General features: G+C 62.9%; 14 protein-coding genes, 1 tRNA gene and 1 rRNA gene. 8 read left to right on the forward strand and 8 right to left on the reverse strand.

Annotated features, from left to right (window positions below):
* The first annotated feature begins 187 nt into the window (after window positions 1-187).
* The 3 genes from rrf (at window position 188) to BM216_RS34580 (ending at window position 1519) form a co-directional block, all read left to right on the forward strand.
* Window positions 188-302: ribosomal RNA gene (gene rrf, locus BM216_RS03585) — 5S ribosomal RNA — on the forward strand.
* Window positions 303-680: 378 nt separating this feature from the next.
* A tRNA-Met gene (locus BM216_RS03590) sits at window positions 681-757 on the forward strand.
* A gap of 414 nt (window positions 758-1171) precedes the next feature.
* Window positions 1172-1519, forward strand: coding sequence for a hypothetical protein (locus tag BM216_RS34580; RefSeq protein ID WP_244530068.1), 348 nt, complete (start codon window positions 1172-1174; stop codon window positions 1517-1519).
* Between the two features lie 39 nt (window positions 1520-1558).
* Here BM216_RS34580 and BM216_RS03605 read toward each other — a convergent pair whose 3' ends face one another.
* The 8 genes from BM216_RS03605 to BM216_RS03640 all read right to left on the reverse strand — a co-directional run bounded on the left by BM216_RS03605 (window position 1559) and on the right by BM216_RS03640 (window position 9985).
* On the reverse strand, window positions 1559-3289 hold the full coding sequence (locus BM216_RS03605; RefSeq protein ID WP_092995166.1) for an ABC transporter substrate-binding protein: 1731 nt from the start codon (window positions 3287-3289) through the stop codon (window positions 1559-1561).
* A 93-nt stretch (window positions 3290-3382) separates the two neighbouring features.
* Window positions 3383-3664, reverse strand: a complete 282-nt coding sequence (locus BM216_RS03610; protein WP_092995169.1) for a DUF2160 domain-containing protein — start codon at window positions 3662-3664, stop codon at window positions 3383-3385.
* Window positions 3665-3694: 30 nt separating this feature from the next.
* Window positions 3695-4522, reverse strand: a complete 828-nt coding sequence (locus BM216_RS03615; RefSeq protein ID WP_092995172.1) for a carbohydrate ABC transporter permease — start codon at window positions 4520-4522, stop codon at window positions 3695-3697.
* A gap of 11 nt (window positions 4523-4533) precedes the next feature.
* Window positions 4534-5400 (reverse strand): carbohydrate ABC transporter permease, encoded by an 867-nt coding sequence (locus BM216_RS03620; RefSeq protein ID WP_092995175.1) that lies wholly within the window; start codon window positions 5398-5400, stop codon window positions 4534-4536.
* Between the two features lies 1 nt (window position 5401).
* Window positions 5402-6472 carry an ABC transporter ATP-binding protein gene (locus BM216_RS03625; protein ID WP_092995178.1) on the reverse strand — a complete coding sequence of 357 codons (1071 nt, stop codon included), beginning with the start codon at window positions 6470-6472 and terminating at the stop codon, window positions 5402-5404.
* Window positions 6473-6482: 10 nt separating this feature from the next.
* Window positions 6483-7556: an ABC transporter ATP-binding protein gene (locus BM216_RS03630; RefSeq protein WP_092995181.1), complete on the reverse strand. Its 1074-nt coding sequence runs from the start codon at window positions 7554-7556 to the stop codon at window positions 6483-6485.
* Between the two features lie 40 nt (window positions 7557-7596).
* Entirely contained in the window at window positions 7597-9111 is a 1515-nt protein-coding gene (gene glpD, locus BM216_RS03635) for a glycerol-3-phosphate dehydrogenase (RefSeq protein WP_092995184.1), read from the reverse strand.
* 109 nt (window positions 9112-9220) lie between these two features.
* On the reverse strand, window positions 9221-9985 hold the full coding sequence (locus tag BM216_RS03640; RefSeq protein WP_092995187.1) for a DeoR/GlpR family DNA-binding transcription regulator: 765 nt from the start codon (window positions 9983-9985) through the stop codon (window positions 9221-9223).
* Between the two features lie 233 nt (window positions 9986-10218).
* Here BM216_RS03640 and BM216_RS03645 point away from each other — a divergent pair, with 233 nt between their 5' ends.
* The 5 genes from BM216_RS03645 to BM216_RS03665 all read left to right on the forward strand — a co-directional run bounded on the left by BM216_RS03645 (window position 10219) and on the right by BM216_RS03665 (window position 24071).
* Window positions 10219-10446, forward strand: a complete 228-nt coding sequence (locus tag BM216_RS03645) for a hypothetical protein (RefSeq protein WP_092995190.1) — start codon at window positions 10219-10221, stop codon at window positions 10444-10446.
* Window positions 10447-10593: 147 nt separating this feature from the next.
* Window positions 10594-12018, forward strand: coding sequence for a TolC family protein (locus BM216_RS03650; protein WP_092995193.1), 1425 nt, complete (start codon window positions 10594-10596; stop codon window positions 12016-12018).
* A 322-nt stretch (window positions 12019-12340) separates the two neighbouring features.
* The gene (locus BM216_RS03655) at window positions 12341-20560 is read left to right on the forward strand and encodes an Ig-like domain-containing protein (RefSeq protein ID WP_092995196.1); all 8220 of its coding nucleotides are present in this window, start codon (window positions 12341-12343) and stop codon (window positions 20558-20560) included.
* Window positions 20561-20600: 40 nt separating this feature from the next.
* On the forward strand, window positions 20601-22871 hold the full coding sequence (locus tag BM216_RS03660; RefSeq protein ID WP_244530069.1) for a type I secretion system permease/ATPase: 2271 nt from the start codon (window positions 20601-20603) through the stop codon (window positions 22869-22871).
* Window positions 22872-22874: 3 nt separating this feature from the next.
* Complete coding sequence (locus tag BM216_RS03665) at window positions 22875-24071, forward strand: beta-barrel domain-containing protein (RefSeq protein ID WP_092995199.1); 1197 nt, start codon at window positions 22875-22877, stop codon at window positions 24069-24071.
* Window position 24072 lies beyond the last annotated feature (1 nt).

Here is a 24072-nt window from a genome sequence, read left to right on the forward strand (position 1 = left end):
GCCATCTGTTCAGCGCTCACGCATGAGCGGCTCGTAAACGAGCCTATGCTCCGCGAGGGCGCCGGACGACCGGCGACGCGCCTTGCGCTTGCGGCCTTCGGCCGACAGTGGCAAACGCAACGCTGAAAAGACGTGTTCAAATCACTCTTCGAGTGAACCAGCTTCTCTTCACATTGCCCTTAATTGACCTGGTGGTCATGGCGGGGCGGCCGCACCCGTTCCCATTCCGAACACGGCCGTGAAACGCCCCAGCGCCAATGGTACTCCGTCTTAAGACGCGGGAGAGTAGGTCGCTGCCAGGTCTATTAAAGGCAATGCCATCGCAAGATGGAAAACAATCTTCTCGACACTCCTCGGCCCAAGCCGAAACACCAATTGGGCCGCCTAAAGCGGCCCTTTGTCGTTTGCAGAACTGAACGAATGAAGGATGGATCACAGGTCTTGGCCGGTGCCAACCTTACAGGAGACAAAACCTTCGGTTTTGCTCCGGCAGTGCCCGTCACAGCTTCGCTGTGACGCACTCGCACAAACCATAAGGTTTGTGCTCGTCGCGGGGTGGAGCAGCCCGTTCGGCCGGCAATCGATACTCAATCGATTGCATCTTCGGCCTCACCTCATCAGGCATAACCTGAAATGAGGCCTGACTTGCTTCCGGGCCCCAAAGGTCCGACACTTGGTGACGCGGGGTGGAGCAGCCCGGTAGCTCGTCAGGCTCATAACCTGAAGGCCGCAGGTTCAAATCCTGCCCCCGCAACCAAATATATCCTAAACAACAAGTCTATCGCTGGCGGGAAGACTTCATCTTCCCTGGCGATGGTAGCTCGTCGTCCTGCGGACCATAACCTGAAGGCCGCAGGTTCAAATCCTGCCCCCGCAACCAACCATCCTTCCCCACAAAGACACGAAACGGACGTTCGTCGCCGAGGCACGCCCAACCTAAGCTGCAGACGCTAACCTTCTTGTGACAGAAGGCGCCAGAACACAGCTACGGTTTTAGTCGCCAACAAAGCGCCGAAGCCGCAAGCCGCTGAAAAGCCGCCGCAGCCTCTGCAGGAGCGGGATCGGATCGTCGCGATCAGTTGGGGCCTTGCCGGCGGGAGATCCTCCCTGACCGAAAGGCGGTGTTGGCGCCCGAAGCATGCCGAGGGCATTGCGCGGGTGGGCCGAGGCGATGTTTGCCGAGGCATGGATCACCGGCGAGCCCGATCCTCGTTATCCCCGGCGTCCGTCTCCGCAAAATCGCCGAGGCCGTCAGGATGTGCGTCCGCATCACCGAATGCGCCAAGAGATCGTCCTTCAGGCGGAAGGCTCGCAGCAGGACGCGATGATCCTCGTTGCTGCGATGAACCTCCTCGCCGCCGAAGCGGTTGAAGGTCATCGTCAGTACCGCAAGGTCCATCAGCTGCATCGCAGTGCGCTCCGCGTAAGCCAGGCCGGATATCTGAAGCACCCTCAGATGCAGTTGTCGATTGAGCGTGCTGCGGTAGTACTACGATTCATGCAGAGCCCTCTCGGCTGAGAACCGAGAGGGCTTTTTGTTTAGGGCAGTCGTCGAAACTCAGTTCTTGGCGTCGGCCCAGCTCTTCACCAGCTCGTCGTAGTTCACCGTGATCGGCTTTTCCTTCTCGTTCTCGATCTTCAGCTGCGGCGCGAGATTGCCCTTGGAGACGGCATCCTTGTTCCAGTATTCGAGGTCATGCTCCTCGGCGAGTTTGGGTCCCATGTCCTTCTGGATGCCGGCGCGTTCGAGACGCTGCAGCACCTTCTCCTGCTCGGCGCACAGCGAGTCCATCGCTTCCTGCGGGGTCTTGGCACCGGACGCGGCATCGCCGATGGCCTGCCACCAGAGCTGCGCCAGCTTCGGATAATCCGGAACGTTGGTGCCTGTCGGCGACCACTGCACACGGGCCGGAGAGCGATAGAATTCTATCAGCCCGCCGAGTTTGGGCGCGCGATCCGTAAAGCTCTTATGGCGGATCGAGCTTTCGCGGATCAGCGTCAGCCCGACATGGCTCTTCTTCACGTCGACGGTCTTGGACGTGACGAACTGGGCATAGAGCCATGCCGCCTTGGCGCGATCGTCCGGTGTGGATTTCATCAGCGTCCAGGATCCGACGTCCTGATAGCCGAGCTTCATCCCATCCTTCCAGTAGACGCCGTGCGGCGAGGGGGCGAAGCGCCATTTCGGCGTGCCGTCCTCGTTCATGACCGGCAGGCCGGGCTTCACCATGTCCGCCGTAAACGCCGTGTACATGAAGATCTGCTGAGCGACCTCGCCCTGGCCGGGAACCGGCCCGGATTCGGAGAAGTTCATGCCCTGGGCTGCCGGCGGCGCATAGGCCTTCATCCAGTCGAGATATTTCTGGATCGAATAGACGGAGGCCGGACCATTGGTATCGCCGCCGCGGGCAACGCATGAACCGACCGGCTGCGACTTCTCGTTGACCTTGATGCCCCATTCGTCGACGGGAAGGCCGTTCGGCAGGCCCTTGTCGCCATTGCCGGCCATGGAGAGCCACGCATCGGTGAAGCGCCAGCCGAGTGACGGATCCTTCTTGCCGTAATCCATATGGCCGAAGACCTTCTTGCCGCCCACCTCGCGGCCGGTGAAGAATTCGGCAATGTCCTCATAGGCCGACCAGTTGACCGGGACGCCGAGATCGTAGCCGTATTTCGCCTTGAAATCGGCCTTGTTCTTCTCGTCGTTGAACCAGTCGTAGCGGAACCAGTAGAGATTGGCGAACTGCTGGTCGGGCAGCTGGTAGAGCTTCTTGTCCGGTGCAGTGGTGAATTTCAGGCCGATAAAGTCGTCGAGGTCAAGGCCGGGATTGGTGACATCCTTGCCTTCATTGGCCATCCAGTCGGTCAGCGAGCGGGCCTGCTGGTAGCGCCAATGGGTGCCGATCAGGTCCGAATCGTTGACATAGGCGTCGTAGATGTTCTCGCCCGACTGCATCTGCGTCTGCAGCTTCTCGACGACGTCGCCTTCGCCGATCAGGTCATGGGTGATCTTGATGCCGGTGATTGCGGTGAATGCCGGTGCGAGAACCTTCGATTCATATTCATGCGTGGTGAGGGTCTCAGAAACGACCTTGATATCCATCCCGGCAAAGGGTTTTGCCGCGTCGATGAACCATTGCATTTCCTTTTCCTGCTCGGCGCGCGAAAGCGCCGACATGTCCTTGATTTCGGCGTCGAGAAATTTCTTTGCGTCATCCATGCCGGCCGTGGCGGTGCCCGCCAGTGCCAGCAATATGCCTGCGGTCGATGTCAGAAGATGCCGTCGCATGATGTCCTCCCAGAGTTGCGATTGCAGTTTCAGTCCCGGCGCCGGTCCTCCCGAGTGCCGTATCAGGCTTGCCCCCGACGGGGCGGTAGGTCCTCAAACGAAGCGGAATACGCAGATCGCGTAGACCACCGCGATGGCTAGAGCCCACCACAGGTTGGGGCCGACGAGCCCCAGCCAGGCGAGATGAATGAAGGCCGCGCCGAGCAGCGAGATGAACAGCCGGTCGCCGCGCGTCGTCTCGAAGCGCAGGATACCGATGCGCGGGCTGCCACCCGGCGAAAAATATTCCCATACGCCCATCGCTGCGATCAGCAGGAAGATGGTGATGAAGAACAGCGCCGTCGGCAGCGTCCATGCCATCCAGGCAAAGTTCATGACTTCCTCCCCCTCTGAAACAGAGACATGTTACACCCTCCCCAGCGCAAAGCCCTTGGCGATGTAGTTACGGACGAAATAGATGACGAGCGCGCCGGGCACGATGGTCAGCACGCCGGCTGCCGCCAGAACGCCCCAGTCCATGCCGGATGCGGATACCGTTCGCGTCATGATCGCCGAGATCGGTTTTGCCGCCGTGGTCGTCAGCGTGCGGGCGAGAAGCAGTTCCACCCACGAGAACATGAAGCAGAAGAAGGCGGCGACGCCGATGCCCGAGGCGATCAGCGGCATGAAGATCTTCACGAAGAAGCGCGGGAAGGAATAACCGTCGATATAGGCCGTTTCGTCGATTTCCTTCGGCACGCCCGACATGAAGCCTTCGAGGATCCACACCGCCAGCGGCACGTTGAACAGGCAATGCGCCAGCGCCACCGCGATATGGGTGTCGATCAGCCCGAAGGCAGAATAGAGCTGGAAGAAGGGCAAAGCAAAGACAGCGGGCGGCGCCATGCGGTTGGTGAGCAGCCAGAAGAACAGGTGCTTGTCGCCCAGGAAGCGATAGCGCGAAAAGGCATAGGCCGCCGGCAGCGCGGCGGCCACCGAGATCAGCGTGTTCAGCCCCACATAGATGATCGAGTTGATATAGCCGTTGTACCAGGACGGATCGGTGAAGATCACCGCATAGTTCCGAAGCGTCGGATTGTGCGGGAAGAGCGAGAAGGTGCCGGTGATCTCGGCATTCTCCTTGAAGCTCATGTTGACCAGCCAGTAGATCGGCAGGAGCAGGAAGATGATGTAGACCGTCGAGACGAGCCAGGAGAAGCGACCGGCGGGTTTGAATTTCTTGACATCTGCCATTTCGTTCTCCCTCAGCTTTCGGCGTCGCTGCTGGTCATCACGGTATAGAAGATCCATGAGAGCAGCAGGATGATGAGGAAGTAGACGATCGACATTGCCGCAGCCGGGCCGAGGTCGAACTGGCCGACCGCCATCTTGACGAGATCGATCGACAGGAAGGTCGTCGAATTGCCAGGCCCGCCGCCGGTGACGACGAAGGGTTCGGTATAGATCATGAAACTATCCATGAAGCGTAAGAGCACGGCGATCAGCAGTACCCGCTTCATCTTCGGCAGCTGGATGTAGCGGAAGACGGACCAGCGCGAGGCGCCGTCGATCTTGGCCGCCTGGTAATAGGCATCGGGGATCGACACGAGCCCGGCATAGCAGAGCAGCACGACGAGGCTCGTCCAGTGCCAGACATCCATGACGATGACGGTGATCCAGGCGTCGAGCGGGTTGCGGACATAGTTGTAATCGATGCCGAGCACGGCCAGCGTGCGGCCGAGCAGGCCGATATCGACGCGACCGAAGACCTGCCAGATCGTGCCGACGACATTCCACGGGATCAGGAGCGGCAGCGCCATCAGCACGAGGCAGACCGGCACGCCGATGCCCTTCTTCGGCATGTTGAGCGCGATGAAGATGCCGAGCGGTATTTCGAGCGCCAGGATGATGAAGGAAAACAGCAGGTTGCGCTGCAGCGCTTCCCAGAAGCGGGCGGAATTCAGGATTTCGTCGAACCAGTCCGTGCCGGCCCAGAAGAACTCGTTGTTTCCGAACGTGTCCTGCACCGAATAATTGACCACCGTCATCAGCGGAATGGCCGCCGAGAACAGCACGAGCACCAGCACCGGCAGCACGAAGAACCAGGCCTTGTTGTTATAGGTCTTTTCCATGTCAGGCCTCTCCACCGATGCGCCAGGAATTGGCATAGATGTTGATGCCCTGAGGCTCGAACCGCACATGCGCCTCGGCCGGGATCTCGGCATCCTCGTCGGCGACGATGGCGATCGGCTGGCCTTCGAAATCGGCGCGCACGATCTTGCGGCGGCCGATATCCTCGATGCGCCGGATCGTCACCGGCATGCCTTCGCGGCCGAGCCGGATGAATTCCGGGCGGATGCCCAGCTCGATCCGGTCGCCCTCAGCGGCCGTCGGTGCGGAGGCAAGATCCAGCCGCTGGCTACCCAGTGTCACCGAGCTTCCATCGAGCCTGGCGGGGATGACGTTCATGCCCGGCGAGCCGATGAAATAGCCGACGAATGTGTGGCGTGGCGTCTCGAACAGTTCTGCCGGCGTGCCGATCTGCACGATCTGGCCCTCATACATGACGACCACCTTGTCGGCGAAGGTCAGCGCCTCCGTCTGGTCGTGGGTGACATAGACCATGGTGAAGCCGAACTGCTTGTGCAGCCGCTTCAGCTGCGAGCGCAGCACCCATTTCATATGCGGGTCGATGACGGTCAGTGGCTCATCGAACAGGATCGCGTTGACGTCGTTGCGCACCAGTCCGCGGCCGAGCGAGATCTTCTGCTTCTGGTCGGCGGTCAGCCCGCGCGCCTTGCGCTTTGCCCAGTCGGCGAGATCGATGATCTGCAGCATGTCGCGCACGCGCCGGTCCACATCGGCTTCATCCACGCCGCGATTGCGAAGCGGAAAGGCGAGATTGTCGTAGACCGTCATCGTGTCGTAGATGACCGGAAACTGGAAGACCTGCGCGATGTTGCGTGCCTGCGTTGACAGGTCGGTCACGTCCCTGCCATCGAACAGGATACGTCCGTGCGACGGCTGCAGCAGGCCTGAAATGATGTTGAGCAGGGTCGTCTTGCCGCAGCCCGACGGACCGAGCAGGGCGTAAGCGCCGCCGTCCTTCCACTCGTGATGGACTTCCCTGAGCGCATAGTCGCTGTCGGAAACCGGGTTGGGGCCGTAGGCGTGGCGGATATGATCGAGCGTGATACGTGCCATCAGGTGCTCCTCACGCCGCTGCCGCGGCAATGGCGCGGCCATCGCTGCCGAAAGCCATCAGATGCCGCGTATCGAGAAAGACGTCGACGGCGGTATCGGGATCGATATCGTGGATGCCGGGTGCCAGCATCACCCATTTGACCCCGTCATAATCCAGATGCACGAAACTTTCCGATCCGGTGATCTCGGAAATCTGGGTACGGGCGGAAAGCCGCGCCGCATTCGCCGTCTGCTGGCTGAGGCCCAGATGATGGGGGTGGAAGGCAACCGTGACGGGGCCGTCGCCGATGGCGCTGAGATGTGCCGGTACCGGCAGGGTGCCGGCGTCGCGGTGTCGCAGGACGCCGCCCGACTTGATCACCTCGATGAAATTGAGGGGCGGATCGGCGAATGTCTTGGCGGTGGTCAGGTCGGCCGGCCGGCGATAAACTTCTATCGTCGGTCCGAACTGCGTGATGCGTCCTTCTGAAAGCGTGGCGGTATTGCCGCCCAGCATAAGCGCCTCGGAAGGCTCGGTCGTCGCATAGACAAAGATCGCGCCGGACTGGGCGAATATCTTCGGCAGTTCCTCACGCAGTTCCTCGCGCAGCTTGTAGTCCAGGTTGGCGAGCGGCTCGTCCATCAGCACGAGGCTGGCATTCTTGACGAGAGCACGGGCAAGAGCGGTGCGCTGCTGCTGGCCGCCGGAAAGGTTGAGGGGCGTGCGGTCGAGATAGGGCGTCAGCCGCATGAGTTCGGCCGCCTTCTTCACCTCGCGGTCGATCGTGGCGGAGTCCTTGCCGGAGATGCGCATCGGCGAGGCGATGTTCTCGTAGACGGTGAGCAGCGGATAGTTGATGAACTGCTGGTAGACCATCGCGACATTGCGCTTCTGCACCGGCATGCCGGTCACGTCGGCGCCATCGAAATGCACCGACCCCTCGGTCGGCCGGTCGAGGCCGGCCATCAGTCGCATCAGCGATGTCTTGCCCGACAGTGTCGGGCCGAGCAGCACGTTCAGGCTACCCCGTTGAAGCACGAGGTCGCACGGGTGAATGTGATATTCACCGGCCACCATCTTCGCTGCTTTTCGCAATTCGAGCATTCCTGTTCCCCTGCCTCCTCACAGCGGGAACACATGCCGCTTATCCGGCAATCCTTTCCGGTTTTGCGGCCATGTACTCCTCCAAAAGCCTTTTCTCTTCCGCAGTCAGGCGAAGCCCGTCCTTGGTTCTCCTCCAAAGGACGTCATCGGCGCTCATTGCCCATTCGTGGTCTGCCAGATAGCGGACCTCTGCCTCATAGAGATCGCCACCGAAATGACGACCAAGATCTTCTGTTTCGGCGGCCTTGCCAAGCAGTATCGCAGCACGCGTGCCGTAGCGCCGCACCAGCCGACGCGCGTGGCGCTCGGCCAGGAACGGATAGCCGGCTTTCAGCTTCGCGACTTCGCTCTCGTATGCCTGGGCCGCGAAATCGCCGCCCGGCAGGTGGCTCTGTCCGGTCCAGGGCTTGCCCTTGCCGCCGATCGCCTCGCCGATCTTTTCCAGCGCATGTTCCGAAAGCCGTCGATAGGTCGTCAGCTTGCCGCCGAAGACGTTGAGCAGCGGTGCTCCGCCCTCGGTCTCAAGCTTCAGCACGTAGTCGCGGGTCGCTTCCTGCGCCTTCGAGGCACCATCGTCGAACAAGGGACGCACGGCCGAATAGGTCCAGACGATGTCATCCGGCCGCACCGGTTCGTTGAAATATTCGCTCGCCGCATTGCAGAGATAGGCGGTCTCTTCATCGGAGATACGCACGTCCTTCGGATCATCCTTGAAATCACGGTCGGTCGTGCCGATCAGCGTGAAGTCTTCCTCATAGGGAATGGCGAAGATGATGCGGTTGTCCGGGTTCTGGAAGAAGTAGGCGCGCGGCCCCTCGAATTTCTTTCGGACGATGATGTGGCTGCCCTGCACGAGGCGGACATGCCGGGCCTCATTCTGGCCGAAGGCAGAGCGGATCACCTGGTCCACCCAGGGGCCTGCGGCATTGACCAGCATGCGCGCCCGATGGGTCTCACTTGCTCCGGTCAAGGCATTGCGGGTCTCGATGATCCAGACGTCGCCCTCCCGCCATGCAGATACCACCTTGGTGCGTGGCATGATGAGCGCGCCCTTGTCGGCGGCATCGCGGGCGTTCAGCACCACCATGCGGGCATCGTCCACCCATCCGTCGGAATATTCGAAAGCCTTGGTGAACAGCGCCTTCAGCGGCTTTCCCGCGGGATCCTTGCGCATGTCGAGCACAGCGGTGGGCGGCAACAGCTTGCGTCCGCCGAGATGGTCGTAGAGGAAAAGTCCGAGCCGGATCAGCCATGCGGGCCGGATGCCGCCCTTGTGATAGGGCAGCACGAAACGCATCGGCCAGATGATATGCGGCGCCATCGCCCACAGCACCTCGCGCTCCATCAGGGATTCGCGCACCAGCCGGAATTCGTAATGTTCGAGATAGCGCAGACCGCCATGGATCAGCTTGGTGGCACCCGACGATGTGCCGGAGGCAAAATCGTTCATCTCGGCAAGCGCGACCGAATAGCCGCGCCCTACCGCATCCCGCGCAATGCCGCAGCCGTTTATGCCGCCGCCGATAACGAAGATGTCGTGAACTGTCTGGCTCATCGCTCCCCACCGAGCCGGAAGATATGGATCATGCTCTGAAATTTACGAAACTTCAGGCGATTAAATCGAAAATATTTCGAATGTCAAACGAAAGTTCGGAACTGAAAATTCACCGGTCGGTCTCGATCAGCGACACGCCGTTTTCCCGGCAGACATCGCGAAATTCCGGGAATTCGCAGCGGTCTGTAATGAACGTATGAACCTGGCTGATCTGGCCGATCCTGACCGGCGCGGTTCGCTCGAACTTGGTCGAATCCGCCACCAGGATGACATGCCGCGCATTGGCGATGATCGCCTGCGCCACCTTCACCTCGCGAAAATCATAGTCGAAGATCGCCCCGTCGGGATCGATCGCCGATGCGCCGATCACCGCGTAATCCACCTTGAACTGGCGGATGAAATCGACAGCGGCCTCGCCGACGATCCCGCCATCCGATTGCCGCACGACACCGCCCGCGATCACCACGTCGATATGGTCTATCAGTCGCAAGGTATTGGCAACATTGATGTTGTTCGTCACCACCATCAAGTCTCGGTGGTCGATCAGCGCTTCGCCGACGGCCTCCGTCGTGGTGCCGATATTGATGAACAGAGAACTGCTGTTCGGGATCAGCTTGGCTGCGGCCAGCCCGATCGCCTGCTTTTCCGAGGCGGCGATCTGCCGGCGCGCGTCATAGCGGACATTCTCGGTGCCGGTCGGGAAGGTGGCACCGCCATGGATGCGGGTCAGGAGCCGCCCGTTGCACAGATCGTTCAGGTCCTTGCGGATCGTCTGCGGGGTGACGGCAAACTGTTCGGCCAGATCATCCACCAACACGCGGCCGGCCGATCTTGCGATCTCGACGATCTTTGCCTGACGGTCCGACAGGAACATGAAATCCCCCTTTCGTTTTTCTTTCGTTTCTAATCCAAATGAGAAGGGACGAAAAGGGGAATGCACCGGATTGTATCGACGCGTTCGTTTGATCTCCAAAGAGCGCCAATCGCCCGGCCGATCCTGTGATATTCATCAACCGTCAACCCTGTTGCCCGATCGGGGCTTTTGCAATGCTGGCCCGTTCGTTCTATTAGTTATCTCTAACGCATCCTTGGGTAAGGGAGCATTTGATGGGCAATCTGCATGGCGTACCCTGCGATCCGATCTATCCGGATGAGCTGGAGAGACTGAAAATCATTTATGAGACGGCCCGCTACGGTGCGTGCCTGTCGCGCCACGATCCGGCGGCCGAGCGGCTGGCCGCACTGGCGATCCATTTCTACCAGCTCGGCATCCGCGACGACGATGCGCTGACAAGGCGCATCATCGAGGCTGGCCGCTCCCTCCGCCAGTCCTGAAAGCTGCTACTTCCAGTAGCGCTTAAGCATTTGCCACATTTAACGAATCACCTATATTAGGCCCAGCTAAGTGTCGAGGGGGCACTCCCAGTCGTTGGTATTTCGTAGACCGGTCAAAGCACTCTATCGCCGGTATACGGAGCCTAGATGCGTTCAGGTCGCTGCCCAATCAAAGTCAGCCTTATCGGCTTGGCTATCATCCTGCAGACCTCGTGCAGCCAGACAGCTCCCAAAAGCTCGATCCCGCCGGCTCAGGCCGCCGCGGTCAATCTCCAGTCGCAACCGAAAGTAGCCGGGGATACTGCTGCCTCGAAAGCCGCGCCTGCTGCTGTCCGCGACACGGAAAGCGCAGTGAAGCGGGTCGTTAGCTGGCATCCTGCCATCCAGGAAGCGGCCGGCCGCATCAGCCAACAGAACTGGCTCATCGAGGACGCCCGTTCCGGCTATCTCCCCTCCGTCGGCGGCGGGCTGGACCTCGGGGCTGAAAACGGCCAGCGTGGCGAATGGGCGCCGAAGTTCAACGTCTCCGCCTCCCAGATGATCTACGATTTCGGCAAGGTGTCCGGTCGAGTCGAGGCCGAGACGGCCATCCACGATGTACGTCAGGCGGAATTCCTCGCCACCGTCGATGATATCATCCGCGAGACGGCGCTCGCCTCCGTCGAGATCCTCCGCAACGAGCGTCTGGCGGTCGTTGCCAAGGAGCAGGTCGATGACGTCGAGGCGATCGGCACGCTCGTGGAATTGCGCACCGATCGCGGCGCAAGCACGAAATCCGACAAGCTGCAGGCGCAGGCACGCGTCCAGGCGGCGCAATCGACCGCGCTTGAGATCAGCGCGGCACGGCAGCGCTGGGAAGGCACGCTGAATGCGTTGTTGGGCCAGACGAGCCGGGTTCGGCTCAAGGGCAATTTCCCGCCCGGCCTCGGTCGAGCCTGCGCTGGCGCGGCGCCCAATTGGGATACGGTTCCCAATGTGCTTGCGGCGAAATCGAGAAAGCGGGAGGCTGATGCTCGCGTCGGGCTGGCCCGAGCCGACATGCTGCCGACCATCGCCATGGAGGCGACGAGCCGCGTCAAGACCTGGGGCAGCGACACCGATCCGGACTATGTGGTCGGCATCACGGTCAAGGGCGATCTCTACAATGGCGGCTCGTTCAAGGCCAAGCAGAATGCCGCCCGCTACGCTGCCCAGGCGTCGGAGGCGGCGATCGCCACCGGAAAATTCGACAGCCAGAAGACCTGGATCGAATCCGCTGCACAGGTCGGCAGCCTCGGCACATTGCTGAAGTCGCTCGGTTCGCGCCAGACGATGATGCGCGAGACCCGAAATCTCTATCAGCGGCAGTTCCTCGATCTCGGCACGCGCACGCTCCTTGACGTGCTCAACGCCGACCAGGAACTGCACGCAGCACGTTTCGACGAGATCAACACGCGCTACGATATCTACAAGCTGAATGTCGAATGCGCCTACGCCTCGGGCCGGCTGCGCGATGTTTTCGAACTCACGCCTCCCGCAGGCAAGGTCACAGCCTCTACCCAGCGGCCCGCCGCATCTGCGCCTAAAATCTGATTTACTATTTGTTTTCCATCCCTTGGGACGCGGTTGACCTGTAGCAGGGCAGCCAATGCGGCATTTGCGCATGATTGGCGCAACTGTACCGATAGAATCTCATTGCCTACACCTTTTGTTAATCTTATCCTCCAAACTTTAGGCTTAGCTAATTGAAGATTGTCTCAAGTAAGGCAACTTCGTTCAGACGTGTTTTGGCCCGCAATGAATGTGGTGCCGCGGCTGGTGCCCGGGTTCGCTCGGGAGAGGGATCGATCGCCGCGTCCCGCATGGTCAAAATGCTCAACCAGAAAAAGCCTAGCCGGGCATGGAGGAGAGCAAGATGGTCGCTGTGGTATTGGACAAGGTCAGTGGGCAATCCACGACTGTCTCGAGTAACGATATTATCCTTTCCGATCCCAGCACTGTAAGGCTGCAGCTCTCCCCCAACGACATTGGCTCGATCGCGCGCTCCGGCAACGATCTTGTCATAGATGTTCGCAACGGTTCAGACATCCGGATCGAGAATTTCTATGACGGTGAGGGCAATCAGCGCAGCGACCTCATCCTCGAAGACAGTGCGGGCAATGCCTGGCAGGGTGAATACACGGATGGTCTTGCCGACTTCCAGTTCGTCGATGCCGGCCCGGTCGATCAGCTCGCGGCCGCCGGTGGCGCAGCCGGTGCGGGCGGCGCAGGTTCCATTCTAGGCCTGGCGGCAGCCCTTGGCCTCGGCGCCGCAGCGATCGGCATCGGCGCGAGCGGATCCGGCGGTGGCGGTGACGGCTCCGATGATACCGACGCCGATGCGGACTCGGATGCCGATGCAGACGCGGACGCCGATGCCGATGCTGACGCCGACTCGGATTCCGACTCCGATACCGAAGCCCCTGAAGCGCCCACCAATCTCTCCGTCAATAACGCTGGGACTGTGCTGACCGGGCGTGGCGAGCCTGGTGCCATCGTCACGGTCACCAATGCGGCCGGCGAGGTCATCGGCAGCGGCACCGTCGGCCCCAACGGCTCTTTCAGCATCGAGCTGGATCCCGCCCAGACGGATGGCGGTGAGCTTGAAGTTGTCCTCGAGGACGCTTCCGGCAATGTCTCCGATCCAGGCACAGTCGATGCGCCGGACCTTGTGGCGCCCGATGCGCCGACTGATCTCGAGGTCGGTGATGGCGGCGCTGTTCTCACAGGCCGCGGCGAGCCAGGAACGACGGTCACGGTCACCGACGCCGATGGCGTCACCGTTGGCACCGGCACGGTTGCCGCCGACGGCACGTTCGAGATTGATCTCGACCCCGTGCAGAACAATGGCGGCGAGCTTGAAGTCGTCCTTGAAGATGCGGCAGGCAACGTCTCGGATCCCGGCACGCTTGAAATCGGCGATGTCACGCCGCCGGCGCCGCCGACCAATCTCGGTGTCGACGATGATGGAACCACGCTCACCGGCCGCGGGGAACCCGGCGCCACGGTGACTGTCACCAATGCGGCCGGTGCCGAAGTCGGTACCGCCATCGTTGCCGACGACGGGACGTTCAGTGTCGAGCTCAGCCCGCCTCAGTTCGACGGCGGCGAACTCGACGTCGTCCTGACCGACGCGGCCGGCAATGATTCAGCCCCCGGCACCGTATTGGCCCCTGATCCCGATGCGCTTCCCGCACCGACCGATCTGGCAATCAACGCCGGCGGCACCGTCCTGACGGGCGATGGTGAGCCGGGCGCCCAGGTCCGGGTGACGAACGCCAACGGCGTCTTGGTCGGCACGGCAACGGTTGCGGGCGACGGGACGTTCAGCGTCACGCTCGCCCCCGCGCAGATCGATGGCGGGGAGCTTCGCGTCACTCAGGCCGACGCCAATGGCACGTCCCAGCCGGGCATCGTCGATTCTCCCGACCTGATAGATCCGGCTGCGGCAACCAATCTCGGCGTCAATGATGACGGCACGGTGCTGACCGGCCGCGGCGAGCCCGGCACGACCGTGACGGTGACCAATGCCGACGGCGACGAAATCGGCACGGCGATCGTGCGCCCGAACGGCACGTTTTCGGTCACGCTCAGCCCGGCCCAGACGGATGGCGGCGACCTCCAGGTCGTGCTGGAGGACGCAGCCGGCAACACTTCGCTTCCGGCAACCACGCCCGCGCCGGATCTCGCCGGTCCGGACGCACCGACCAATCTCGACATCAACGACGACGGCACGGTGCTGACCGGCCGCGGCGAACCCGGCACGACCGTGACGGTCACCGATGCCGATGGCGTCGTTGTCGGGACAGCCACGGTCGGCGCAGGCGGCACCTTCTCCGTCACGCTTGATCCGGCGCAGACCGACGGCAGGGAACTCGACGTTGTCCTGGAAGACGCAGCCGGCAACCAATCACCGCCGGAAACCGTCACCTCGCCGGATTTCGTTGCGCCTGACGCTCCGACCGACCTGGAGATCGATGACGGCGGAACAACGCTTACCGGCCGCGGCGAGCCGGGCGCGACCGTCACTGTAACGGACGCGAATGGCGTGACCATCGGCACCGGCACGGTGGCGGCGGATGGAACATTCTCCGTCGATCTCGATCCCACCCAGACGAATGGCGGCGAGCTGGAGGTCGTGCTTGAGGATGCGGCCGGAAATGTCTCGGCACCTGGAACGATTGACGTCGACGACATCACCCCGCCGGCCCCGCCGACCAATCTGTTGGTCGACAATGACGGTTTGGTCCTGACCGGCCGCGGGGAGCCTGGCACGACGGTTGTCGTCACCAATGCTGCCGGCGACGTGATCGGCCAGGATACGGTCAATCCGGATGGCACGTTCAGCGTCGATCTTGAGCCGGCTCAGCTTGACGGTGGCGAACTGGACGTCGTGCTGACCGATGCGGCCGGCAACGATTCCACGGCAGGCACCGTGCTTGCACCCGATCCGGATGCGCTTCCGGCCCCGACGGGTCTCGAGGTAAATGCAGGCGGAACGATCCTGACCGGCGACGGCGAGCCCGGTGCGCAGGTGAGGGTCATCAATGCCGCCGGCGTCACGGTCGGTACGGCAACCGTTGCCGGCGACGGCAGCTTCACGGTCGATCTTTCGCCAGCCCAGATCGACGGCGGCGAATTGCAGGTTACACAGACCGATGCGAGCGGCACTTCGCAGCCGGGCCTTGTCGATGCCCCGGACCTGATCATTCCGGATGCGGCGACTAATCTTGATATCAATGACGCCGGAACGGTGCTGACCGGCCGCGGCGAGCCCGGCACGACGGTGACCGTCACCAATGCCGACGGCGACGAGGTCGGTACGGGCATCGTCTCGCCCGGCGGTTCCTTCACCATTACGCTCGATCCGGCGCAGACGGATGGCGGTGATCTGGAGGTCGTCCTGTCGGACGGCACCAACGAATCCCTGCCGGCGACGATCCCCTCGCCGGACCTGACGCCGCCCGCGGCCGTGACCGGCCTCACCATCAACCCTGACGGTTCCGAACTGACGGGCACCGGTGAACCCAACGCCACCATCACTGTTCGCGATGCGAATGGCGTGGTCGTCGGCACGGCGACGGCGGCAGCCGATGGCAGCTTCACGATCGAATTCGACCCAGCCCAGGATGATGGCGGTCAATTGCAGGTCGTCCAGGCGGATGCGGCCGGCAACATCTCTCCTCCTGCAACCGTCGAGACCCCGGACCTGACCGGACCGTCTGCGGCGGTGGATGTCGCGATCAATGACACGGGTACGCTGGTTACCGGCCGTGGCGAGCCGGGTGCGACGGTCACCATCACCAATGCAGACGGCGACACGATCGGCACCGGCGTGGTCGCGGCGGGTGGCACGTTCAGCATCGGCCTCACGCCGGCGCAGACCGATGGTGGCGATCTCGACGTGGTCCTGTCGGATGCGGACGGCAACGATTCGCCTGCCGTCACAATTCCGTCGCCCGATCTCATCGGCCCTGATGCCCCGACCGGGCTCGCGGTCGAAGCGGACGGATCGGCGCTGACCGGTTCAGGCGAGCCGGGTGCGACGGTCACCGTGACCGATGCCGATGGCAACGTCGTCGGCGAGGGCACGGTCGGCCCGACCGGCGATTTCAGCATCGTCCTTAATCCGCCTCAGAATGAGGGCGGTGACCTCGATGTCGTCCTGACCGATGCGGCAGGCAATGCTTCCGATCCCGTCGTCGTTCCCGCTCCCGACACGGTCGATCCGGCACCGCCGACCGGCCTGGAAGTCAATGCCACGGGCACGGTCCTGACGGGCCTCGGCGAAGCGGGCACGACCGTCACCGTGACGAACGCCCTCGGCGTTACCGTCGGAACCGGCACGGTTGCTGCGGATGGCAGCTTCACCATCGGTCTCAGCCCGACCCAGGCGGACGGGGCGGAGCTCGACGTCACCCTGACCGATGGCGGCGGCAATAGCTCCACGCCGGTTGCCGTCACGACACCGGACCTTCTGGGGCCTGATATCCCGACAGGGCTTACGGTAGAGGCGGGAGGCACGTTGCTCACCGGCACCGGCGAGCCTGGTGCATCCGTCACCGTGACCAATGCAGCCGGGGATGTGGTCGGCGAGGGCACCGTTGATGAAGACGGAAACATCAGCATCGACCTCGATCCGGCCCAGGCCGATGGCGGCGACCTGGAAGTCGTTCTCGAGGATGCTGCGGGCAATGCGTCACTGCCCGGCCTTGTGCCGACGCTGGATCTGACGCCTCCCGATCTTGCCAATCTCGCGGTCAATGCCGCCGGAACGCTGCTTACCGGCGTCGTGGAACCGGGCGCCACCGTGACCGTCAGCAATGGCATCACGACCTGGACTGCCGTCGTGGCCGCCAATGGTACCTTCACAGTCGCACTGGTTCCGCCGCAGGCGACCGGTGCCGATCTTGAGGTCACTGCCACCGATGCCGCGGGCAACGACACCGTCATCGAGGTCGCGACACCGGATCTTCTCGCTCCCGGCGCCCCCACCGGGCTGGAAATCGACGAGGGTCAGACGGAGCTCTTCGGCCTCGGCGAAGTCGGGGCCACCGTTACGGTGAGAGACCCCACCGGGCTCGTCATCGGTACCGGGGTAGTCGGCGACGACAACAGCTTCCTCATCACCCTCAATCCGGCGCAGACGGCTGGTGGAACCATTACCGTCACGCAGACGGATGCCGCGGGCAACGTGTCCGGTTCTGCGGGCCTGGTTCTCGACGACATCCTGCCGCCGGCACCGCCGACGGAGCTCGAAGTCTCGGCCAATGGCGTCACACTGACCGGGGAGGGCGAGCCGGGAACGACTGTCACGGTCACCAATCTTCTCGGTACGGAGATCGGCACCGGTATAGTCAATGCCGACGGCACGTTCACGGTCACCCTCGCTCCGCCCCAGCAGAGTGGTGGCGAACTGGAGGTCACGCTTACGGACGCAGGGGGCAACATATCTCTGCCTGGCGCGGTGCTGTCGCCCAATCCGCTGGCCCCCGGTGCTCCGACCGACCTTGCCGTCACTGCTGATGGCGATGAGCTTACGGGCTCAGGCCAGATCGGTGCAACGGTCACGGTCAGAAATGCGGCCGGCACGATCGTCGGCACCGGCATCGTTGGTGCTGGCGGTGCATTCACCGTTGACTTGGTCCCGGACCAGATTGACGGCGGCAATCTGCGCGTTGTCCAGACGAGCGGCGGTCTCACGTCGCAGCCGGGCCTCACCGTGGCTCCGGACCTAATCGATCCGACGGCACCGACCGATCTCAGCGTCAATGCGCTTGGCACCGTACTCACCGGCAGGGGTGAGGCCGGAGCGGCGGTGACGGTGACCAATGCCGATGGTGACACCGTCGGCACCGGCACGGTCGGTCCCACCGGTGTCTTCACCATTACGCTGACGGAGCCGCAGACGGATGGTGGCCAGCTGGAGGTCGTGCTGGAAGACCCGTCCGGCAATCTGTCTCCTGCGGCCAATGTCACCGCGCCGGATCTACTCGCCCCCGACGCACCGCTTGCTCTCGTGGTCAGCGCCGACGGCACGGAGATCACCGGCACCGGCGAGGCCGGCACGACCGTTACCGTTACCGATGCCAATGGCTTCGTCGTCGGCACCGGCACGGTCGAGGCCGATGGCAGCTTCACCGTCGGTCTGAACCCGCCGCAGGCGGATGGCGCTGATCTGGAGGTCGTGCTTGAAGACGCGGCCGGCAACGTCTCGCTGCCGGGCACCGCGGGTACCACGGACGGTACCCCGCCGGATGCGCCGACCAATCTTGTCCTCAACGCGGGCGGCACGATCCTCACCGGTGCCGGCGAAATCGGCGCGACCGTCACGGTCACCAATGCCGCCGGCGATACGGTCGGTACCGGCCTGGTCGGCCCGGGCGGTACGTTCTCCATCACACTGACCGAACCGCAGAACGACGGTGGCGACCTCAGCGTCGTTCTGGCGGATGCTGCGGGCAACGAATCCGACCCAGGCACGATCGGCACGACGGACCAGACAGGCCCGACCCCGCCGACCGACCTCGAGGTCAATGCCTCCGGCACCCTGATCGGCGGCGGCGGCGAACCCGGCGCCACGGTCACGGTCACCAATGCGGCCGGAGCGGTTATCGGCACCGGCACGGTCGCGGCCGATGGTACGTTTGCGATCGGCCTCTCGCCCGCCCAGGTGGATGGCGGAGAACTCGAGGTCGTGCTGACCGACGGTTCCGGCAATGATTCGCCGACCGCAACGGTGGATGCGCCCGATCTGGTCGCACCCCTGGCGCCGACCGATCTACTGGTCAATGCGGCAGGAACCATCCTCACCGGTGAAGGGGAGGCCGGTACCACGGTCAGGGTCACCAATGCGGCGGGCACCGTGCTCGGCACAGCCGTGGTCGCCGGCGACGGCACCTTCAGCGTCACGCTCGCATCGCCGCAGGTAACCGGCGCCGATCTGACCGTCGTATCGCAGGATGGCGGCGGCAACATCTCGCCTCCGGGCCTTGCCGATACCCCCGACCTTGTCGATCCGCTTCCGCCGACCGGGCTCGTGGTCAATGCGTCCGGCACGGAACTGTCCGGTGTTGGTGAAATCGGCGCCACGGTGACCGTCACCAACGAGGCGGGAGATCCCGTCGGTACCGGCGTCGTGGCTGCCAACGGCACGTTCAGCATCGGCCTCGCCCCGGCGCAGGTCGATGGCGGACTGCTCACGGTCGTCCAGACGGATGCCGCAGGAAACGTTTCCGATCCGGGAACGGTGGCGGCGCCCGGCCTCGACTTTGCGCTCGGAAATGCGGCCAATACCGCGCTCCTGGATGTCAGCGTCACGCGCACGTCCGAACCGACACCCTCGACGGATTCGGAATCCGTGCGGGCGCTGCTGGCATTGTCGATCGGCAACCTGGCCAACGTCAACCTCGGCTCTTCGACCAACCCGGTGGTCAACTTCAACCTTGCCGAAGGCACCAACACGGTGTCGTTGGGTCTGCAGATCGGCGGTATCGTCAATGTCGGCGTGCTGAGCAACTACTCGGTCATTGTCGAACGTTGGAACGGCACCGCCTGGGTGCGCGATGATGATGGCACAAACAATGTCGATGACGGCATCCTGCGGCTGAACCTCCTCGGCGCGCCGACGGGAACCATCACGCTGACCGATCTCGATGCCGGCGAATATCGTGCCACGCTCGTTCCGAACCCGGGCATCACGCTCGGCATCGGCACGGTCCGTACGATCTCTGTCACGGCGACGGACCAGTTCGAAAACGTCAATGTCACGGTCGGTGATACGGCGGACGGCAACTTCATCGATGCTGCCGCCACCGGCCCGGGCGTCGACGATCTGCAGGTGGGCTCCATCGAGTTCGATGGCACCACCTATGCGGTGGGCGTCGCCGGCATCACGATTGTCGGCGAGTTCGGCACGCTCGTGATGCAGGCCGACGGTTCCTACGTCTATACGCCGGATACCGATTCTACAGCCGGCGGCACGGATGTCTTCACCGTGACGGTCTTTGATCCGGACACCGGCAATGCCCTGACGGCGGATCTGTCGATCGACGTCCAGGTCGATGATGGTGCCATCACCATGGCCTCGGCAGACGATGTCGTCAGCCTCGCCTTTGCCGATGACGGCGGCGCCGACGATGGTGGCGGAGCCTCTGCGGACGATGACAACCGTCTCGCTACGGCGGATGATCAGGCCCCGGATGGCGATCCTGACGCCACCGACGCGACCGCGGATGGAACCGGGGTCGATGCTACCGGCGACGGCACCGATGCGGTCACGGATCAGCCCGACTTGGTGGACCAGCCGGATGCGGTAGAGACCGCTTCCGCCGACGACGGGGCCAATCCGCTGCTCGACGTGTCGATCGATGCGGGCGGTGAGGAAATCGATCTGACGGCTCTCGATGGCTTGTCCGACGATCCCGCCGTCACCGTCGATGCGGATGTCTCGCTCGATCAGGGCGTGAATGCGGATGTCGATGTCCCGGCCGTGACGGAGACCGTCACCGAAGTCGTCGACGCACCACCGCTCGATCCTTTCGAGCCGCTGAACCAGGATGATGATCTGGCAAACCAGAGACTGCCCGTTGTGTGAGTAAGAGACTGCCCGTCGTGTAATGAGGAGGGGATTAGGAATGGATGCAGAAGGCACGAGGAGTTCGCCTGAAAACGTCCGCAAGGGTGAAGAAGAGGGAGCGGGCACAGGCACCGCTCCCCCGAAGGATCCCAATTCCCAGGAATGGATCGAGATCATGGGTCTGCTGGCGCAGCACTATGGCATCGCCCACTCCAAGTTCGCGACGAGCTATTTCTCGATCATGCAGGAGGCGATTCCTGCCATCAAGCGGATCGAGAAACTGGCCCGTCGCTTCGGCCTCGAGGTAAAACCCGTCGAACCGGTGGCAAGCGGCATCACCGCCCGTCGTCTCCCCATGCTGGTCGAACTCTCCTATGGCGATATCGGCCTGATCACCGAAGTCAGCGGCGAAGAGGTCAAGATCATCTTCGCCGGCGACAACGGCCACTGGACCTGGATCCCGCGCGCCGAGTTGGCGGATCATGTGGTGTATCTCCTCATCGCCCGGGATGCGCGCACCCGGCCGGATGAGCGGATCGACGCCTATATCGCGCCGGATACGCACGGCTGGTTCCGCAAGATCGCCATGAGCGACCTGCGTCCCTACTCCTACGTCCTGCTCGCCTCGCTCGTTGCCAACGCGCTTTCCATAGCCGGCGTCATATTTTCCATGCAGGTCTATGACCGCGTCGTGCCCGCCAATTCCATGAGTACGCTGGTCGTCCTCTTCATCGGCGTCGGGGTGGCGATCATCTTCGACTTCATCATGCGCAAGGTCAGGACGGCGATCATCGACGTGGTCGGCAAACGGGCGGATATCCGGGTCTCCGATGTCGTCTTCGGTCATGCGCTGAGGGTCAAGAATTCCCATCGCCCCAAGGCGACCGGCACGTTCATCGCGCAGCTGCGTGACCTGGAACAGGTGCGCGATCTCCTGACCTCCACCACCGTTTCGGCGATCGCCGATCTTCCCTTCTTCTTCCTGTTCCTCGGCCTCTTCGCCTATATCGGCGGCTGGCTCGCGGTCATCCCGGCCGCGGCACTGCTGCTTCTGGTCACGCCGGGCCTGCTTGCGCAGAGAAAGCTGAAGCGCAGCGCCGGCCTCGCAATGCGCGAATCCTCCCTGCGCAACGCCATGCTGGTCGAAGCCGTACAGGGCATCGAGGACATCAAGGCGCTCCAGGCGGAAGGCGTCTTCCAGCAGAAATGGAACACGTTCAATGCGGCAAGCGCCGATGCGCAGGTCCAGCTCCGCTCGATCACCAGCACACTGACCGGCTGGGGCCACAGCGTCCAGACCAGCGTCTTCGCCGTCATCGTCTTCTGCGGCGCGCCGATCGTCATGGCCGGCGACATGACCACCGGCTCGCTTGTCGCCTGCTCCATCCTCGGCTCGCGCATGATGGCGCCGATGGCGCAGCTGACCCAGGTGCTCAGCCGCTATCAGCACGCCAAGATCGGCCTGCAGAGCCTCAACACTATCATGAAGATGCCGGTCGACCACCCGCCGGCTGAAACGCGGCTTTCCGTCGGCTCGCTTCTGGGCAATTACCGCTTCCGCAGCGCCAAGTTCTATTATGGCGAGCCGGTGGGCCGGCCCGCCCTGGCGCTGTCGGAATTCGCGGTCGAGGCGGGCGAGACCGTGGCCCTGCTCGGCAAGAACGGCGCCGGCAAGTCGACCCTGCTGCAGGCCCTGTCCGGCCAGATCGAGCCGGTCTCGGGCGAGGCACTGCTCGATAATCTCGCCATCGACCACATCGACCCGTCCGACCTTCGCCGCGAGGTGGCGCTTCTTACCCAGAATTCCCGCCTCTTCCACGGCACGATCCGCGAGAACATCCTCCTCGGTGCGCAGAACGCCTCGCAGCACGCGCTTTTAGATGCTCTTCAGATGACCGGTGCCGACGATTTTATCCGCCTCCTTCCAAAGGGCGTCGATCACCTGATCGATGAAGGCGGCCGTGGGTTGTCGGGCGGACAGCAGCAGGCGCTTCTACTCTCGCGCACGCTGATCCGCAACCCGTCCGTCGTGCTGCTCGACGAGCCGACAGCGTCGATGGATGAAGGCAGCGAGCGGCTGTTCATCCGGCGTTTTTCCGCCTGGAGCCGGAACAAGACGGTGATCATCGCCACGCATCGGATGCGCGTGCTGGATCTCGTCGAACGCGTCGTCGCGCTTGACGCCGGTCGCGTCGTGCTCGATGCCCCCAAGGAAGAAGCGCTGCGCGTCCTCAAGGGCGAGGCACGGGAGGGAGATGCGGGGGCGGGCTCCACCAAGGCTGCGCGACGGCCCACCCACCTCAAATCCGTCGCCAACAAGGAGGGCTAACGGATGGCCACCACCTTCTCCCGTGCGGTTGACAGCAGCTGGCAATATGGCGGCGAGGACGAGGTTCGCCTCTCCCGCGCCACCACGGTCGTCAAGATCTTCATCCTGCTGATCGTCATCGGCCTGATCTGGGCCTATTTCGCCATCCTCGACGAGGTTTCGACCGGCGACGGCAAGGTCGTGCCGATCAGCCGCGAACAGGTCATCCAGTCGCTCGAAGGTGGCATCGTTTCCAAGCTGATGGTCCAGGAAAACCAGGTGGTCGAGCGCGGCCAGCTGATCGCCCAGCTCGACCCGACCATCACCGAATCCGATGTCGGCGAATCCACCGCCAAATACCGGGCTGCGCTCGCAAGTGCCGCGAGACTAACCTCGGAAGTGAACGAGACCGCGCTGTCCTTCCCGCCCGAGCTTGATGCCTTTCCGGACCTGCTCACGACGGAAACCAAGCTTTATGAGGCCCGCCAGCGCAACCTCAAGGAAACCCTTCAATGGATCGACCAGTCGCTGACACTGGTCCGCCAGGAGCTGGGCGTTAGCGAGGGACTGAATTCCATGGGGGCCGCGAGCAGCGTCGAGATCATCCGGCTGAAGCGGGAAGAGGTGGAGCTGGAGCTGAAAAAGGTAGAAACCAGCACCCAATATGTGGTCGAGGCCCGCGAGGAACTAGCCAAGGCCAATGCCGAGGTCACTGCGCTCCTGTCCGTCATCAAGGGCCGGTCGGACAGCCTGTCGCGTCTGACGCTGCGCTCGCCCGTGCGCGGCATCGTAAAGAATATCGAGGTTTCCACCATCGGCGGCGTCGTGCCGCCCAACGGCAAGCTGATGGACATCATTCCGCTAGGCGACCAGCTGATGATCGAGGCCCGCATCCTGCCGCGCGACATCGCCTTCATCCATCCCGACCAGCGGGCGACGGTGAAAATCACCGCCTACGACTATGCGATCTATGGCGGGCTCGACGGCAAGGTCGTCACCATCTCGCCGGATTCGATCCAGGACGAGGTGGACCCGGAGATCTATTATTACCGGGTGTTCGTGAAGACCGAGAAGGACGCATTGAGCAACGATGCGGGCAAGGAGTTCCCGATCTCGCCCGGCATGGTCGCGACGGTCGACATCCACACCGGCCAGAAAAGCGTGCTCGACTATCTCATCAAGCCGTTCAACAAGGCCCGCGAGGCAATGAGGGAGCGCTAGA

This window comes from Rhizobium sp. NFR07 (assembly GCF_900111905.1).
Taxonomy (GTDB): Bacteria; Pseudomonadota; Alphaproteobacteria; order Rhizobiales; family Rhizobiaceae; genus Neorhizobium.